This is a genomic window from Flavobacteriales bacterium, assembly GCA_020635855.1.
In the GTDB taxonomy this organism is placed as follows: Bacteria; Bacteroidota; Bacteroidia; order JACJYZ01; family JACJYZ01; genus JACJYZ01.
Map to the genome: position 1 here is coordinate 396949 of JACJYZ010000004.1, position 17521 is coordinate 414469.

Sequence of the window (17521 nt, forward strand, 5' to 3'; positions counted from 1 at the left end):
AAACATGCGCATACTACTGATCGGATCGGGCGGACGCGAACACGCCATCGCCTGGAAACTACATCAAAGCCCGCAACTCGAAAAGTTGTACATCGCACCCGGTAACCCGGGCACCGAACAACTCGGCACCAACCTGCAACTGAACCCGCTCGACTTTGAAGCTGTAGCCGGAGCCGTGCGTGAACATGAAATCGGCATGGTAGTAGTTGGTCCCGAAGAACCCCTGGTCAGGGGCATCAGAGACCATTTCGCCAACCACCCCGATCTGAAAGACATCCTGTTCATCGGGCCCGCACAGGCAGGCGCCATGCTGGAAGGCAGCAAGGATTTTGCGAAAGACTTCATGCAACGCCATGGAATACCCACCGCGGCCTATGCATCTTTTGATAAATCACAATTGGAAGACGCCACAGCCTACCTGGATCAGGTACAGCCGCCATATGTCATCAAAGCAGATGGTCTGGCCGCCGGAAAAGGCGTGCTGATTTGCGAAGAAAAAGCCTCGGCACAGCAGGCATTGCAAGACATGATGGTGGACAGCAAATTCGGAACAGCAGGCGACAAAGTGGTGATCGAAGCGTTTCTGGAAGGCATCGAGCTCTCTGTTTTTGTGCTTACCGATGGTACCTCTTATCGAATCCTTCCATCCGCGAAAGATTACAAACGCATTGGGGAAGGTGACACCGGGTTAAATACCGGTGGCATGGGTGCCGTCTCTCCGGTACCCTTCGCGACTGTGGCTTTCCTGAACAAGGTGGAAGAACGGGTTGTGATTCCCACCATCCGTGGCCTCCAGCTGGACAAGATCCCCTATACCGGATTTATTTTCATCGGCCTGATGAACGTCAATGGTGATCCCTTTGTGATCGAATACAACGTGCGAATGGGTGACCCGGAAACCGAGGTGGTAATGCCACGGCTGGAGTGTGATCTGGTAGAACTGCTTACCGCATGCGCCCGTGGTGAACTCGCCGGCGCCAACTTACAGATCAGCAACGATACCGTGGTGACTGTGGTGATGGTATCCGGCGGTTACCCCGAAGCGTACGAGAAAAACATTCCGGTACGCGGCATTGATAAACCGAGTGAAAGCCTCATTTTTCAAGCCGGAACCGGCCGTGATGAAGGGGGAAGGATCGTGACCAAAGGCGGACGGGTGCTTGCGGTCACATCGCGCGGAACAAACATTACACAGGCACTGACCCGCTCGTACCGCACGATCGGACAAATCGCCTTTGACAAAATGTATTTCAGGAAAGATATCGGTTTCGACCTGGTGGAAGCAACCGAAAAGGCAGGGAACTAAAAATCAGGGCTGAGCTTACTTGGATTCGCTCTTCTCAAATTTGGCCATTTGACCAACCCAATAAAAAAAGAACCCGAAACCAACCACAATCAGCGCGACGTTGGGCAGGTTACCCAAACCCTCCAGAATCGGGAAAGTCGAACTGTACAAGTTTCCAAGTGCGTGAAAGAAATCATTCATGGTCCTACGATTTGATGGTAAAAGTAAACAATTCTTTTTGCAAACCACGATAAAGTTTGGGAAAGCCTCCTAGCCACCTGACGTCATGATCCAACTGTTCAAAAACCGTGGGCCGGTTGTGCTGCTGCTGATTCCCATTCTATGCCTGGTCTTCTATGTGCCTGGAATTTTTGCCGGATCCGTCGACCAAAAAAACGGAACCACACTTTTCCTCCTGCTGAAAGAATTGTCTTTCGGCTTCCCGTTGCTGTCGCTCCTGATTGCCTGTACACTGATTTGTCTCAGCGCCTACCTGTTGAACCGGGTGGTATCCGACAATGAGTTTGACGCCCGGAACACCTACCTGCCCGGACTGCTGGTGGTGGTGTTCTCATCGGCCCTGGCTCCCATCCTGCACCTGAATGAAGCCCTGCCGGCCAATGTATTGATGGTATTGATGTTCGGCAAGATACTGGCCATGCACCGGAAAGGACCCATCCATGAGATGGTGCTTGACACGGGCCTGTTACTTGGTACCGCCTCGTTGTTCTCACCTTATTACCTGATGTTCTTCCCGGTGATCTGGTTCGGATTGAACTTTTTCCGGCCGTTTAACTGGCGCGAATGGCTCATCCCTTTAATCGGCGCAGGCCTGCCATGGTTGTTCATCGCCTGTTTTTTTTATGTAACCAACCGACCGTTCGGCGAATTGTTGCAGCCGAAATACACACATCTGTCCGTCCTGAACCTCGGGCGTTCCTGGATCTTATGGCTGGTTGGGACCGGACTCACCCTGTGGGCTGTTGCCACCACCGTGCTGCAGTTCAACCAACGAACACTCCGGAGCAAACAAAGCATCCGGTTGTTGCTGACCCTGACCGGCTTTTGTGCACTTGCCCTCATCATCTTCAGACAACCTCAACTCGTAAATGCCCTTGCCATTCCCCTGGCATTGCTGGTCGCCAATTTTCTCTGCCTTGTGAAAAGGATCTACGCCGACCTTGCCATGGCTGCCCTGCTGGCAGCGCTGGTACAGAACGAACTTATTTCGCTCCTCGGCTAGGCCGAGCCTCATTGTTTCGTAACTTTGCCGGCGAACAATGCCCGCTTCACGGGTGTTGGCAAGTACACAAAATACCAGAACTATGAAAGCAGGTGTGGTAACGTTTCCGGGATCCAATTGCGACCAGGATCTTCTCTATGTGACACGCGAGAAGGTGGGCATGGAAACCGTATCCTTATGGCACAAGGATCATGACCTGCAGGGTTGTGATGTCATTTTTCTTCCGGGTGGATTTTCCTACGGCGATTACCTGCGCTCAGGTTCACTCGCCCGCTTCTCTCCCATCATGGAACAAGTGATTGCGTTTGCAGGAAAGGGTGGTCTCGTGTTCGGAATATGTAACGGATTCCAGATCCTTTGCGAATCCGGACTGTTGCCCGGTGCCCTTTTGCACAACAACCAACAAAAGTTCGTTTGCGAGAATGTGTACATCACACCCGTCACCCAAAATTCAGCGGTCACCAGCCGTACAAAACCGGGACAGGCCCTGAAAATCCCGATTGCCCACGGCGAAGGACGCTACCATGCAGATGAAACCACACTGAAACAACTGCACGACAACGACCAGATCCTGTTCCGTTACTGCGATGCGAACGGACAAATCAAACCCGAATCAAATCCGAACGGATCCATTGAGCACATCGCCGGTGTATGCAACAAAGGCAGGAATGTTTTCGGAATGATGCCCCACCCCGAACGGGCTGCCGATACGGAGTTGGGTAACACCGACGGACTGCTGATTCTCGAGTCCCTTCTTCAGGCGGTACCCGCGTAATAACCTTTGTTCCGGATCCAGGATTCAAGTCCGGGAGGCAAATCACTCCCCACTGACTTTCCTGTGTGCAAAGCTTCACGGATGCGCGTGGAAGACACGTCTGTTTCCACACCCTCGCATACATGAGCACCGGGCGGCAGATCACGCTGAACAATTGCATAACCGGGCCTGTGATAGATCCACACAGCAGCTAGTTGCAACAGGGTTTCATAGTCTTTCCACCGATGCAGGGCCGGCAGGTTGTCACTGCCTATAATCAGCACAAACGAACGATCGGGGTGATCTGCGTGAAGTCTGCGCAGTGTATCCACGGTATAGGAAGGTTTGGGCATGTCAAGTTCCACTTCGCATATCCTGAGTCCGGGTTCGTTGTCGAGCACACGGTGCAAGATGGCGAGCCGGTCTTCCACCGGCAGCAGACCCTGGTCCTGTTTGAACGGATTCTGCGGAGACACCACAAACCAGATTTCACCGATGTCTTCGCTGTTGAGGATTTGCCTGGCTATGTGGAGGTGCCCGGCGTGAACGGGATTGAATGAACCGAAAAGAAGCCCCGTCTTCATCAGACTAGGCGGGTATGTTCAAAAAGGAACGTACCACACTTTCCGCTTCCTCCAGGGCCTTTTGCAGGTCATCGTTGATAATGATGTGGTCAAACCTGGGGGCGTATTCCATTTCCATGCGGGCCCTGGCGAGGCGCTGTTTCAGGGTTTCTTCGGTTTCCGTACCTCTTCCGCGTAATCGCTTTTCCAGCGCATCCAGCGACGGGGGACTTACGAAAACCGCCAGTGAAGAGTCGGGAAAGGCTTGCTTGATATTGAGAGCGCCCACCACATCCACGTCGAAGATCACATTCCGCCCCGCAGAAAGCATGTTTTCCACTTCGGTGTGCAGGGTGCCGTAAAACAATCCCGGGTATACCTCTTCCCATTCCAGGAAGGCCCCTTCGTCCACCTTCCTTTTGAAAGTGTCCTGGTTCATGAAATGATAATCCACGCCATCGGTTTCGTGCGCACGCATAGGGCGGCTGGTGGCGGAGACGGAGAAAGACAAACCCAGGTTCTGCTTCAGCAGGTGTTTTACCAGTGTGGTTTTACCGGCACCCGAAGGAGAAGAGAATATGATGAGTTTGCCATCCATGCTTAAAGGATATTGGCCACCTGCTCTTTTACTCTTTCCAACTCCTCTTTCATCTGCACCACAATTTTCTGTATATCGGCGTTGTTGGCCTTTGAACCGATGGTGTTGATTTCGCGGCCGATCTCCTGGGATATGAAGTTCAGTTTCTTTCCACTCGATTCGCGACCCTGAAGGGTTTCGATGAAGTAATCGCAGTGGATCTTCAGGCGGGTCTTTTCCTCGGTGATGTCCATCTTTTCGAGGTAATAGATCAGCTCCTGTTCGAAGCGGTTCATGTCTACGGACTCGCCACCCTCCATTTGCTTGAGTTGAGTTTTGATGCGATCCTTGACCGTTGTGATCCGCACCTTTTCCGGTCCTTCGATGTTGTTCAGCAGGCGTTTGATGCTCAGTATCCGTTTGATGAAGTCCTCTTCAATCACTTTACCTTCCCTCAACCGGAAATCGTCGAGCATGGCAATGACCTTCTTCAGGGCATTGAGAATCTGGAACCACTCGTTCTCATCGGTCTCGCTTTTCTCATTTTGGATCACATCCGGCAAACGCATCACCATGGACATGATATCGTTCTGGGAAGCCCCCAGTTCAGCGGTCAGATCCACCATGTCATTGTAGTAGGCGGCGATGACGTCCCGGTTGAGGACCTGATTTTTTATGTTGGATGCACTCTCCACAAAGATGTTGAGTTCAACCTTTCCTCTCTGCAACCACCTGGCCAACTCGGTGCGTATTTCCGGTTCCTTGTCGCGCAACATGGCCGGCAACCGTACACCCAGATCAAGCTGACGACTGTTCAGCGATTTGATCTCAATATGTACCGACCTGTTTTGTAGGTCACACACGGCCTTTCCGAAGCCTGTCATTGATTTGATCATACTCTTATTTTTTGCTAAAATAACAAATAGGTGAGGTCTGGCAATCGCCTTTCACAACCGGTTGGTTCAGGCAGCATTTGCAGATTTAACCGAAGCAGGGCGGCTCACCAGAAAAACACCGGTGAATATCAGCACAGCTGCAATGATCTTGTCTGTTGTCAGGCTATCCCTTCCCAATGACAACGCAATCACCGACGCAAAAAACGGCTGAAGGTAAATGTAAAAACTAACCAGTGATGGACTGGCCGTTTTCAGCGCGACAATGTTCAGCAAATACGCGAGAAAAGTGGTGCCGATGCACACGTACGCCACCCCCACCCACTGGCGGGTTTCCATCGCATCCCACTTTGCATGCATGAATTGTTCGTGCCCGAACGGTAACACAAACAGGGAGCCGAAGAAAAAGATCCAGCTGATGACCACGAACGGACTGTGTTTGCGCATCATGGGCTTCACCAGGATAAGGTAGATGCTGTATGAAGTGGCATTCAGGAATACCATGAGATCACCCTTCAGTGTATCAGATCCGAAGGAAAGGTCTTTCCCATAGAGAATCAGGAATGCCGCACCGGAACATCCCAGCAGGATCCCGACAATCTTGCGCATGGTCAGCACCTCCTTCAATACCAGCACACCCATGAGTACCACCATGATGGGACTAGAGATCATGATGATGGATGCATTGATCTCATGTGTAAGCGCCAGTCCGGAAAAAAACAGCGATTGGTTGAATGCAACCCCGAACATCCCACAAAGGGCCAGCAAGCCATATTCCCTGGCAGTGAAGGCAGCACGTTTATGCCTGAGGCTAACCAACACGAACAACACCAGGGCAACGGATGCCCGTGTAACCACGAACCCGAGCGGTTCAATGAAGTTCGGCATCAAACCCTTGGCCACCGTATAGTTGCCACCATAAATCAGGTTGGCGCCCAACAGCGCAAGGTGCGCACCTCTTTCTTCTTTTCTCAAAACAGCCATATCCACACCCGCCGGATGGATCCGGTACCTCGGATTTTAATAAGGAAAAACCACAATTGGGACGGGGCAAATATCTGTATTTAATTAATACCTTTGTTTGATCTTCCTCGTCCTTTCCCCACCAACCAGGCCTGGCCGGCAACGAAGGAAGGGAGAGGTTCATTAATAGTGTGGTATTATGAAATTCGAAACCAAGGCGATCCACGCCGGACAAGATCCTGATCCGGCAACAGGGGCGATCATGACCCCGGTTTATCAAACCTCTACATATGTTCAGGAAAGACCGGGAATGCACAAAGGATATGAGTATTCCAGAACTTCCAACCCCACGCGCAAGGCACTGGAAGATAACCTGGCTGCACTGGAAAACGGTAAGCACGGACTTTGCTTTGCCAGCGGACTGGCAGCCATTGATGCGGTACTGAAACTGTTGAAACCAGGCGATGAAGTGATTTCCACCAACGACCTGTACGGAGGCACCTACCGTATCTACACCAAGATTTTCTCCACTTACGGCATCTCATTTAAGTTCATCGGCATGCGCAATGCCGAAGACCTGGAGTCGCATATCACACCTCAAACCCGGCTGGTTTGGGCGGAAACACCCACCAACCCGCTGATGAACATCATCGACATCCGTAAGGTGGTGGAGATTTCCAAAAAGCACGGTTGCCTGGTAGCTGTTGATAATACATTCGCTACGCCATACCTGCAAAGTCCTCTTGACTTGGGTGCCGATATCAGCATGCATTCGGTGACCAAGTACCTCGGCGGACATTCCGACCTGGTGATGGGCGCACTTATTTGCAACGACGATGCATTGAAAGACCGCCTGCATTTCATCCAGAACAGCACGGGTGGAGTGCCGGGACCGCAAGATTGTTTCCTGGCCCTTCGCGGCATCAAAACCCTGCACGTGCGGATGGACCGCCATTGCGAGAACGGAGAAAAAATCGCCAGGTACCTGAAAGCACATTCCCAGGTAGATAAAGTTTATTGGCCCGGGTTTCCCGATCATGACAACCATGAAGTAGCTAAAAAACAAATGCGCGGTTTCGGTGGCATGATCTCATTCACATTGAAGGGCAATCAGATGGACCAGGCACTGGATCTGATCTCCAATACCAAATGGTTCTCCCTGGCAGAATCCCTGGGCGGCGTGGAATCCCTGATCGGACACCCCGCCTCCATGACACACGCCGCTATCCCCAAAGAGGAAAGGGAGAAAAACGGGCTCGCGGATACGTTGATACGCCTGAGCGTGGGCATTGAAAATGCAGACGACCTGATTGCAGATCTTGAACAAGCCATTGCCAAAGCAACCACACAGCAGGAATTCATTGCACGATGAAAGCAAACAAATTCGCCGTGATCGGATTGGGGCAGTTCGGAACTGCCATCGCCAAAACCCTTGCCAACAGGGGCGCCGAAGTAATTGCCATCGACAACAACGAAAACCACATTGAGAACATCCAGGACGATGTGGCCTATGCCGTGGCCCTGGACGCCACCGACAAGAAGGCACTGAAAGCCCAGAATATCCAGGACGTGGATGCTGTGGTGGTAGCCATCGGTGAAGATTTCGAGGCCTTGTTGCTAACCACGGTTCTGCTGCAGGAACTCAAAGTGAAAAGGGTGATCGCCCGCGCCAATGACCCGCACCAGCGGATGATTCTTGAAAAGATCGGTGTCAACGAAGTGCTTTCACCGGAAGACGAAGTAGGTCTGGTGGTGGCGGAACGACTGCTGAATCCCAACGTGGTTTCCTTCCTTCAGCTTCCCGACGATTACGAAATCGTGGAGATCCGAACACCAAAGGGCATCGCCAACCGCACACTGGATGATGTGGACCTTCGCAACAAATACAACCTGAACCTCATCACACTCAAACGCGAGTTCGAAGTGACCAAAGACGATGAGGTGATCAAGGAACAACACGTGATCGGCGTGCCCAAACCCGAAACCGTCTTGTACGAAACCGACACCATCATTGTGTTCGGAAGGGCCAAACAAATCGAACGATTCATCGAAATCAACCAGCAATAACCGGCCGAAACACTGGTTTTTTTTGCTATTTTTGGGTGTGGGCATTGTCTTTGCCCCGCAGTGTGTGTATTTTTAGGAATCGAATTCCATATTTTTTTTGTTAGTTCGTGTGTCCGATGGGTGGCCTCATCGCCCAAAACTCTTTTCGTGTATTGCATAAATTCACCGTCATGAAACAACTTTTGACTTTTGTTGCTTTGCTTTTGATCCCGGGTTCTTTCACGTATTTACATGCACAGGAAAACCCATCACCGGAACCTTGTTTGACCCACGTGATGCAAAAAGAAGAGGAAGCCAAAGATCCATCGATTGCCATAAAGCGCGCCGAGCTGGAACGCTTCACACAAGCCTTTGTGGAACAACGAAAGCAAGCAGCCACAGGCAAAACCTCCGGCGCCGTTAAGATCATACCGGTCGTGGTACACGTGATTCATGAAGGTGGTGCGGAAAACATATCGGATGCACAAATCCAGGACGGCATACGGGTGCTCAACGAAGACTTCCGTCGCCTGAACAACGATACCAACAAAACACAAAGCGTGTGGAAATCCATCGCTGCCGATAGCGAGATCGAATTCCGACTCGCCCAGAAAGACCCCAATGGAAATTGCACCAACGGCATTACGCGAACCTATTCAGAACTAACCAATGAGGCCCGGAACAATGTGAAAGGCCTGATCGTCTGGCCGGCCAACAAATACCTGAACGTATGGCTGGTCAAAACCATCGAGAATACCAGCGGAACCAGTGGATTCATTATCGGGTTTGCCCAATTCCCCGGTGGAAACTCATCTACAGATGGTGTGGTGGTTCGGAACGACTACTGGGGTGTGATGGGCACAGCCAGCCAAACCTACCGTGGCCGTACCGCCACCCATGAAGTAGGACACTGGCTGAACCTTCGGCACATTTGGGGCGATGCAACATGTGGCAACGACCAGGTATCCGACACGCCGACCCAGGAAGCATCCAACAGCGGATGCCCATCATTTCCGCATGTAACATGCAGCAACGGACCGAACGGCGACATGTATCAGAATTATATGGATTACAGCAACGGCAATTGCGAGAACCTGTTCACCGAAGGTCAGAAAGCGAGGATGCTGGCCACGCTCAACTCTTCCACATCCGGCCGGAACAACCTGTGGAGTTCATCCAACCTGGCCGCCACGGGTACCGACGGTACACCCGCTACCCTGTGTACGCCCCATGCCGAATTCGAGAGCAGCACCATTTACCTGTGCGAGGGCGATTCCGTTCAGTTCTTTGACAAGTCATGGAACGGCAAACCCAGTTCATGGAACTGGACATTTTCAGGAGGTACCCCAGCCAGTTCAACTGACTCCACGCCGTATGTGACATATAATACCGCCGGCACTTACAACGTATCTCTCACCGCTTCCAACAGCACCGGCTCCGATGTGGAACTCAAGACCAACTACATTGTGGTTAGTCCGGCAACGGCTGTGGAGAAAGTAATGCCGTTCACAGAAGGTTTTGAAGATGCAACCTACGTCAGCAACAACTGGGTAATTGAGAACCCGGATGCAAGCATTGGCTGGGAACGTACGTCTGCCACCTCCTACTCAGGCTCGGCATGCCTGCGCTTACGCAACGACCTGAACGCTACCAACCACAAAGACCGGATCATTAGTCCGACATACGACATCGATTCCATCCTGTCTCCCAAGCTCACCTACAAAGTTGCATTCGCGCAGAACACTTCATCTGACAATGACAAACTGAAAGTGTACGTATCTACCAACTGCGGAAAATCTTGGGCCTTGCGAAGTCAGAAATCAGGCACACAGTTGGCCACTGTGTCGGCGCAATCCTTTGAATTCACACCTTCCGGCACATCCGACTGGCGTGAAGAAACCGTCAGCCTCGGCCCCTATGCAGGAGCTGATAAGATAAGGGTGATGTTCGAATTCACCGGTGATGGTGGAAACAACATCTACTTGGACGACCTTAACCTGTCCGGAACCGGCTACATCGGCATAGGTGAACAGGATGCGGATGCCATTGGAATGCGGTTGTACCCGAATCCGTTTTCGGATGAAGCCACCCTCCAATTTCATCTGACCCACCGTTCAGCTGTTGATATCAATGTGTATGATGTCACGGGAAGGGCGCTCTATACCTTGCAACCGTCTGCACTCCTTTCGGCAGGAACACATACATATGCCCTTTCGGCCAAACTGTTTCCCAAAGGCATCTACTTCATACATGTGAATACGGGAGATCATGTAGCCACCACGCGCATGGTCATCCAGTAGTTGGCAGGCATAAAAAAAACCGGAGTCCGATGGGCTCCGGTTTTTTTTATGCAGTAGTTCCGGTTATTCCTTGAATCCGACCAGGATGGAAACGCATCCTGTGGGCACCATTGATACGGCCTTCCCGCTTTCAGATCGCTTGGGTACATTGATCTCCACAATGATCTGCTGGGTTGATTTCACATTGAAGTCCCAGGAGTTGGCCATGTCGTGTTGTGTGTTGTCAAAGATAAGGTTGCGGTTGGCGTCCATCAGACGGAATTCCACATCACCTATCACTTCCTGTGCACAGACGGCCACACGATAATTCTGTCCGGCGTAGAAGGTGAGCAGCAGTTCTGCCGTTTCTCCCTCAGCCAGGATGGCGCTGTTAAGCTGACCGTTGTGTGTATAGGGTGAAAGGATGGGATTACATACTTTCTTGGTGAACGCTTTGCATTGTGCAAAGCCGGATGCCGGCATAAGCAAGGCAATTGCCAAACACAGATTCAGGAACCATTTTGCTTTCATAACCAAATTTTTCTAGCTGTACGGAAATCAGTTAACTTGAATGATGCCATTCCGGATGGATGCGATTTTTTCCGATACCATTTTAAGTGTGGCATTATCCATGGGAGGTGTACCCCCTCCGTTGATCGTGGTCACTCCGGCATTGTTGTCGGTTTCCGTTGTAACTGCTGAAACTTCGCCGGAGGCATTTTTCTTGAATGTATTATCCAGATCCACAAGTTGAAGCAATATTTCGTTCACCTTTTCATCTTCCTTGTTGGCCTCCAGTAAACCGATGAGGTTCTGCAGTGAACTGTGTTGGTCGGAGATCCGGCTTTTGATCTGCTCATTGTTGCCGGCCTGGTTGGCCAGTTGTGAAGAAACATACAGGCCTTCAATCCAACCACCGGCAATCACCAGGCAAGACATGTTGTAACGTTCACTTTCTTTCAGGTAGCTATCGGATGTCCAATAGGCATCGCTGATGATCTCCATGACTGAATCGCGGTTGTCTTTGTTACGCTCCAGACGATCTACGGTTTGATCATCAAAGGCACCCGAAATTCCCAGCATCTCAGAAAGCTTCCTGACACAGCTGAGATACAGGAGTGATTCCTGGGCCTGATCAAACATGCTGGTATAACTCAGGTCTGCACCATAGATGCCCAGGTTAAGTGCCTGTTGATAAGAGGTGGCATATTTGTCCCTGTTGTCGATCGGGTTCAACAAATCCGCATTGTATACCGCACCCGCATTTTTAATGAGCACGGCCATTTCCAGCGGAGAAGGAATCGCGTAAAAAATCTTGCGGGTGTTCTCATCCATCTTCTGCTTGCTCTCATCCACTGCGGCATCCGGCGTATCCATGTTGTCATCCATGGTATCATTGCCGTTACCGGTACAAGCTGCCAACATGGTGAAGAGCAACATAAACAGGGAGATGTTTATGCTCTTTCTGCTGTAGATTTTCGTCGTGGTTTTTCTCAACATATTGATTTTCATATTCAATGCGGTTTGTCTAAACAAACGTACATAATTTTTTAGTCATGCAAACAGAGTCAAAGGCTTTCGGCACGTCCCTCCGTCAATGGGCTTCCAACCAGTTGCGACCTTCGCCCATTTCAACCACCACCGGTATGTTCATCGGCAGTGCATTTTGCATCCTACTACGAACAATTTCTCTCAAGGATTCAATTTCCTCCAAATTGGCATCAAAAATCAATTCATCATGAACCTGCAGGATCATTTTACTCCGAAGGTTCTTCTGTTGGAGATCATGATGGATGGCGATCATGGCCACCTTGATCATATCCGCAGCAGAACCCTGAACAGGTGCATTGATCGCATTTCGTTCCGCGAACCCCCTGACCACGGCATTGCCTGAAAGGATGTCTTTCAGGTAGCGTCGCCTTCCCAGCATCGTTTGTACGTATCCGTTTTTTCTTGCAAACTCGATGGTATCATCCATGTAGCTCTTGATGCGCGGATATTTGGCAAAGTACTGTTCGATGATGGCAGCCGCTTCCTTGCGCGGTATGTTCAGCCGCTGGGCCAACCCAAAAGCTGATATACCATAAATGATACCAAAGTTGACCATCTTCGCCTTCCTTCTCATTTCAGAGGTCACCTCTTCCTGTGTTACTTCGAACACCCTGGCTGCCGTTGCCGCGTGAATATCCCGGCCTTCCCTGAAAGCCTCGGTCATGGCTTCATCTCCGCTGAGTTCGGCGAAAATCCGAAGCTCAATTTGGGAATAGTCAGCTGACAGCAGGCAGAAATTCTCATCACGTGCCACAAACGCTTTCCTGATTTCCCTGCCGCGTTCCGTCCTAATCGGTATGTTCTGAAGGTTGGGATTATCTGAGCTGAGCCTGCCGGTTGCTGCCACCACCTGGTTAAAAGAAGTATGAATCCTGCCTGTCCTGGGATGAATCATGGAAGGGAGCGGATCCACATATGTGTTCTTCAGTTTTTGCAGTTCGCGGTAGGTGAGGATCTGCTCTACGACCGGGTTTTCCGATGCGAGCTTGGCCAGCACTTCTTCATTGGTGGAGTATTGGCCGCTTTTGGTTTTCTTCGGTTTGGGGGTGATGCCCATCCTATCGAACAACACTTCTCCTACCTGTTTGGGTGAAGATATGTTAAAAGATCCGCCGGCGGTTTCATATATCTTGTCCTGCATGTTCAGGATGTCCTCTTTCAATTCCTTCCCCAGGTTCACCAGAACTTCGGGATCCACGCGGATGCCTTCCGATTCCATGGATGCCAATACAGGTACAAGCGGCGTTTCCACTTCCCAGAAGAGTTTCTCGGTGCCTTCGTCTTTCAGCATGGGTTCGAACTTGCCGCGCAACTGAAGGGTGATGTCTGCGTCTTCGCATGCGTAATCAGATACCAATGCCGGTTCCACATCCTGCATATTTTTTTGATGCTTACCCTTTTCTCCGATCAGCGTGGTGATGGAAATGGGCCTGTACTGCAGGTAGGTCTCCGAGAGGAAATCCATGTTATGTCGTTGATCCGGCTGAATCAGGTAGTGGGCGATCATGGTATCGAACAGGGGCCCTCGTACGGTAATGCCATATCCCCTGAGGATGGAAATGTCATACTTGAGGTTCTGCCCGGTTTTGCCGATTGCGTTGTTTTCAAGCACCTCTTTGAATACATTCACCCGTTGTTCTGCAGCTGCTCTGTCTGCCTGAACCGGCACATAATATGCCTCTCCCGGTTTCCATGAAAACGACATCCCTACCAGTTGTGCGGTCAATGTATCCAGGCCTGTGGTTTCGGTATCGAAACAGAAAGTTGGCAGCACAGATAATTCCTTTGCGAGATTGGATATCGCCTCTTCGCTTTCCACCAAGGTATACCTGTGCGATTCGGTATCAATGGTTTTCAGCTGCACCAGTGCCGCGGGTTCGGGTTCTCCTTCCGCATCGAAAAGTCCGGGTTGATGGGACTGGGACTCCGGTGCTTTACCGGCCGTCACCTGCAATTCTTTTCCGAACACCCGTTTGGCCAGGTTTCGGAACTCAAGTTCGGCAAACACCTGGGTGAGCTGTTCTTCATCAGGAGCCTCCAGTTGTAAATCTTCCGGATCAAATGGAACAGGAACATCGGTGATGATGGTGGCGAGTTTTTTTGACATCAATGCCTGATCTGCGTGTGTCTCCACCCGTTCCTTGAGTTTGCCTTTCAACTCACCCGCATGGCTGATGAGGTTCTCGATGCTGTCGTATTTACCGATCAGGTCTTTTGCGGTTTTCTCGCCCACTCCGGGAATACCGGGAATATTGTCCACCTGATCTCCCCACAAACCCAGGATGTCAATTACCTGAAGAGGTTCTTTCACGCCGAAGTTCTTCAACACTTCCGGTATCCCCCATATCTCCGCACCATTGCCGAAGCGAGCCGGTTTATAGATATGTATTTTGTCGGTTACCAGCTGTGCGAAATCCTTATCGGGTGTAACCATATACACATCGAAGCCTTCCTTTTCTGCCCTGCGTGCCAGGGTACCGATGATGTCATCCGCTTCGTAGCCGTCTGCTTTCAGTACCGGAATGCGAAATCCTTCCGCGATCTTTTCGATCCAGGGAAGCGCATTGCCGATGTCTTCGGGCATGGCCTCCCGGTTGGCCTTATAGGCGGTAAAATCCTCATGCCTTGTGGTAGGTGCGGCCGTATCAAAAGCAATGGCGATGTGGGTGGGTTTTTCTTTCTGAAGAAGGTCCAGCAATGTGGTGGTAAACCCGAATGAAGCGGAGGTGTTCATGCCCCTTGAATTCACCCTGGGGTTCTTACTAAAAGCAAAGTAGGCCCTGTAGATCAGGGCCATCGCGTCCAACAGGAAAAGTTTTTTCATGTGTGTATTATTGTTCCCGGTAGATCACTTCCAGGAGGGTTTGTCCGACCGATCTCAAGGTGGCCTTATCTATGCCGCTCAAGTCATCTGCATGTGTGTGCCAGTTAGGGCCGAAATAGTGACCGGTTTGCGGATCGTATTCGATGATGTCAATGGTGGGAATTCCGCCCCACTCGTTCAAAAATGTATGGTCGTCTGTTACGGCGGGTGCGTTCTGGAAAAGGAAGCGATCGGAAAACCCGGCTTTCGATGCGGTCTGCCATACTTTGTTCACCACTGATTCGGCGTAGTACATGGATACGCCTTCACGGGCAAAACGTGCATCCTTTCCGCCAACCAGGTTCACCACAATGCCATACCGATGGGATGCGCCGATGGGATACTTGTTTCTGGACCAGTACTGCGCACCGAGGCAATAGAATTCGGAGGCCTGTTCAGGATTCTCCGGATCCGTTTGTCCCTGATCCTGTAAATCCAGGAAAAGGAGATCCACGCCTACGGGTGGCATCTGCGTTTGCATGGCTCGGGCCAGCTCGAGTAATATCGCCGTTCCGCTTCCGCCGTCATTGGCACCCGGAATGGGCTGATCCCGGAGTGTGCTGTCTCTTTCTTCATCGGCCCATGCGCGGGTATCCCAGTGAGCAACGATAAGAATCCGTTGGTGAAGATCCGGAGCAACAGATGCGATGATGTTGGTCAGTGGAAGTGAATCGCCCTTGAAGCCCGGCATTTTTGCACGCTGCACCTCCACATCACAGCCCAACCTGGCCAGTGTGGTTTCCAGGAAGTGCGCGCAAGAATCATGTGATGTTGAATTCGGGACACGGGGGCCGAAAGCTACCTGCCGTGCCACCCAGTCATACGCCGAATCTGCATTGAAGACAGGAACGGTTACCTGGTTCCATGCCGCATCCGCTTCTGCTTTCTGATCCTTATCCGATTCCTTCTGCCCGCCACATCCGCATGCAATGACCAATGAGGTCAACATGCAACCCGTGAGGAATGGCTTCAGGATTCCTGGCTCCATGTTGAACCTTCTTTGCTGTCTTTGATGATGATGTGCAAGTCAGACAACCGGTCGCGAATCCGGTCGGAAGTAGCGAAGTCTTTTTCATCCCTTGCACTTTTCCTCAGGTCGAGAATGAGGTGCATCAGGCCATCGACGACTTGCTGGTTGGCACCACTGCCTTCGGGAACCAATCCGAGTACATCAAAGGCGGCCTCATGCATGAGTGCCTTCAGCGCGTCCTTATCTTCGGCCGAGATCTTCATTTTTCCATCTGCGGTTGAGTTGATGATCCTGACTGCCTCGAACAAAACCGAAATAGCCACAGGGCTGTTGAAGTCATCATGCAACGCAGCAAAACATTTATCCCTGAGGTCTTTTACATCAACTTCGGATGCATCCGACACAGGCAGATCAGGGATCTTCCGGATCGCTTCCATCAATTTTCGCAAACCTTTTTCCGCAGCCTGCAGGGCTTCATTGGAAAAGTCCAGTGTACTGCGGTAATGTGCCTGGAGGATAAAGAACCGGATGGTCATCGGGGCATAGGGCTGTTCCAGCATGGGATGTTCTCCTGTGAAGAAGGCTTCCATGGTGATGAAGTTCCCGAGGGATTTTCCCATTTTCTGTCCACCGATGGTGATCAGGTTGTTGTGCAGCCAGTACTTGGCCGGAGTAACGCCGTAGCAAGCGGTTGACTGTGCAATCTCATTCTCATGGTGGGGGTAGAGCAGGTCCATACCGCCACCGTGTATATCGAAATGTTCTCCAAGATATTTGGCGCTCATTGAGGAGCACTCTAGGTGCCATCCGGGGAAACCGTCACTCCAGGGTGAAGGCCATCGCATGATGTGTTCGGGTTTGGCTTTGATCCACAGGGCGAAATCTCCCGGGAATTTTTTTTCCTGCTGACCCTGGAGATCACGTGTATTGGCAAGCAGGTCTTCCAGCACCCGGCCGGAGAGTCCGCCATAGTTACCCGACGCCGCATATTTGCGCACATCGAAGTAGACGGATCCGTTCACTTCGTAAGCCAACCCTTTTTTCAGGATGGTCTGTACCATTTCGATCTGTTCAATGATATGACCGGATGCATGCGGCTCAATGCTGGGTGGCAGCGTGTTCATTGCCGCCATGATCTGATGGTACCGGTTGGTATAGTATTGAACAACTTCCATCGGTTCCACCTGTTCGGTGCGTGCTTTCTTCCCTATCTTGTCTTCACCTTCATCCGCATCATTCTCGAGGTGCCCTACATCCGTGATGTTCCGCACATAACGAACCTTGTAGCCTGCATGACGCAACACGCGGAAGACCAAATCAAATGCAACGGCCGAACGTGCGTGTCCGAGGTGGGCATCTCCGTACACAGTGGGGCCGCACACGTACATGCCTACGTGCGGAGGTGTGAGTGGTTCAAAAACTTCGCGGCTTCTGCTGATCGTGTTGTAAACAAATAATTCCCCTGACATGGTAAGCAAATTAAAATACAGAGATGATGGTAAAAGCCAGCCGGAATAAAACCGCCAACACTTTC

At 51.2% G+C, this 17521-nt stretch carries 15 protein-coding genes; 6 read left to right on the forward strand and 9 right to left on the reverse strand.

What is annotated here, in order from left to right:
* Positions 1-4 precede the first annotated feature (4 nt).
* The 3 genes from purD (at position 5) to purQ (ending at position 3303) form a co-directional block, all read left to right on the forward strand.
* Positions 5-1306, forward strand: coding sequence for a phosphoribosylamine--glycine ligase (gene purD, locus H6585_13755; GenBank protein MCB9449394.1), 1302 nt, complete (start codon positions 5-7; stop codon positions 1304-1306).
* 265 nt (positions 1307-1571) lie between these two features.
* Positions 1572-2528 carry a hypothetical protein gene (locus H6585_13760; protein ID MCB9449395.1) on the forward strand — a complete coding sequence of 319 codons (957 nt, stop codon included), beginning with the start codon at positions 1572-1574 and terminating at the stop codon, positions 2526-2528.
* Positions 2529-2610: 82 nt separating this feature from the next.
* Complete coding sequence (gene purQ / locus H6585_13765) at positions 2611-3303, forward strand: phosphoribosylformylglycinamidine synthase subunit PurQ (GenBank protein MCB9449396.1); 693 nt, start codon at positions 2611-2613, stop codon at positions 3301-3303.
* Here the strand turns inward: purQ and nadD are convergent.
* From nadD to H6585_13785, 4 genes are all read right to left on the reverse strand, one after another.
* On the reverse strand, positions 3285-3866 hold the full coding sequence (gene nadD / locus H6585_13770; GenBank protein ID MCB9449397.1) for a nicotinate (nicotinamide) nucleotide adenylyltransferase: 582 nt from the start codon (positions 3864-3866) through the stop codon (positions 3285-3287). The two genes, purQ and nadD, sit on opposite strands and share 19 nt — an antisense overlap.
* 4 nt (positions 3867-3870) lie before the next feature.
* The gene (gmk, locus tag H6585_13775) at positions 3871-4443 is read right to left on the reverse strand and encodes a guanylate kinase (GenBank protein ID MCB9449398.1); all 573 of its coding nucleotides are present in this window, start codon (positions 4441-4443) and stop codon (positions 3871-3873) included.
* A gap of 2 nt (positions 4444-4445) precedes the next feature.
* Positions 4446-5318, reverse strand: coding sequence for a YicC family protein (locus H6585_13780; GenBank protein MCB9449399.1), 873 nt, complete (start codon positions 5316-5318; stop codon positions 4446-4448).
* A gap of 66 nt (positions 5319-5384) precedes the next feature.
* Positions 5385-6299: a DMT family transporter gene (locus tag H6585_13785; protein MCB9449400.1), complete on the reverse strand. Its 915-nt coding sequence runs from the start codon at positions 6297-6299 to the stop codon at positions 5385-5387.
* 178 nt (positions 6300-6477) lie between these two features.
* Between H6585_13785 and H6585_13790 the strand changes: the two genes are divergently transcribed.
* The 3 genes from H6585_13790 (at position 6478) to H6585_13800 (ending at position 10624) form a co-directional block, all read left to right on the forward strand.
* The gene (locus H6585_13790) at positions 6478-7650 is read left to right on the forward strand and encodes a cystathionine gamma-synthase (GenBank protein MCB9449401.1); all 1173 of its coding nucleotides are present in this window, start codon (positions 6478-6480) and stop codon (positions 7648-7650) included.
* Positions 7647-8345, forward strand: coding sequence for a TrkA family potassium uptake protein (locus tag H6585_13795; GenBank protein MCB9449402.1), 699 nt, complete (start codon positions 7647-7649; stop codon positions 8343-8345). Before H6585_13790 ends, H6585_13795 begins: the two co-directional genes overlap by 4 nt.
* A 170-nt stretch (positions 8346-8515) precedes the next feature.
* Positions 8516-10624 carry a choice-of-anchor J domain-containing protein gene (locus H6585_13800; GenBank protein MCB9449403.1) on the forward strand — a complete coding sequence of 703 codons (2109 nt, stop codon included), beginning with the start codon at positions 8516-8518 and terminating at the stop codon, positions 10622-10624.
* 63 nt (positions 10625-10687) lie between these two features.
* Here the strand turns inward: H6585_13800 and H6585_13805 are convergent, their stop codons facing one another.
* The 5 genes from H6585_13805 to H6585_13825 form a co-directional block, all read right to left on the reverse strand.
* The gene (locus tag H6585_13805; GenBank protein ID MCB9449404.1) at positions 10688-11134 is read right to left on the reverse strand and encodes a hypothetical protein; all 447 of its coding nucleotides are present in this window, start codon (positions 11132-11134) and stop codon (positions 10688-10690) included.
* A 27-nt stretch (positions 11135-11161) separates the two neighbouring features.
* Positions 11162-12115, reverse strand: a complete 954-nt coding sequence (locus H6585_13810; GenBank protein MCB9449405.1) for a hypothetical protein — start codon at positions 12113-12115, stop codon at positions 11162-11164.
* Positions 12116-12197: 82 nt separating this feature from the next.
* Positions 12198-14978, reverse strand: coding sequence for a DNA polymerase I (gene polA, locus H6585_13815; protein MCB9449406.1), 2781 nt, complete (start codon positions 14976-14978; stop codon positions 12198-12200).
* A 7-nt stretch (positions 14979-14985) separates the two neighbouring features.
* Positions 14986-16005 (reverse strand): M28 family peptidase, encoded by a 1020-nt coding sequence (locus tag H6585_13820; protein MCB9449407.1) that lies wholly within the window; start codon positions 16003-16005, stop codon positions 14986-14988.
* Positions 15987-17456 (reverse strand): cysteine--tRNA ligase, encoded by a 1470-nt coding sequence (locus tag H6585_13825; protein MCB9449408.1) that lies wholly within the window; start codon positions 17454-17456, stop codon positions 15987-15989. The genes H6585_13820 and H6585_13825 overlap by 19 nt, the downstream gene beginning before the upstream one ends.
* Positions 17457-17521 lie beyond the last annotated feature (65 nt).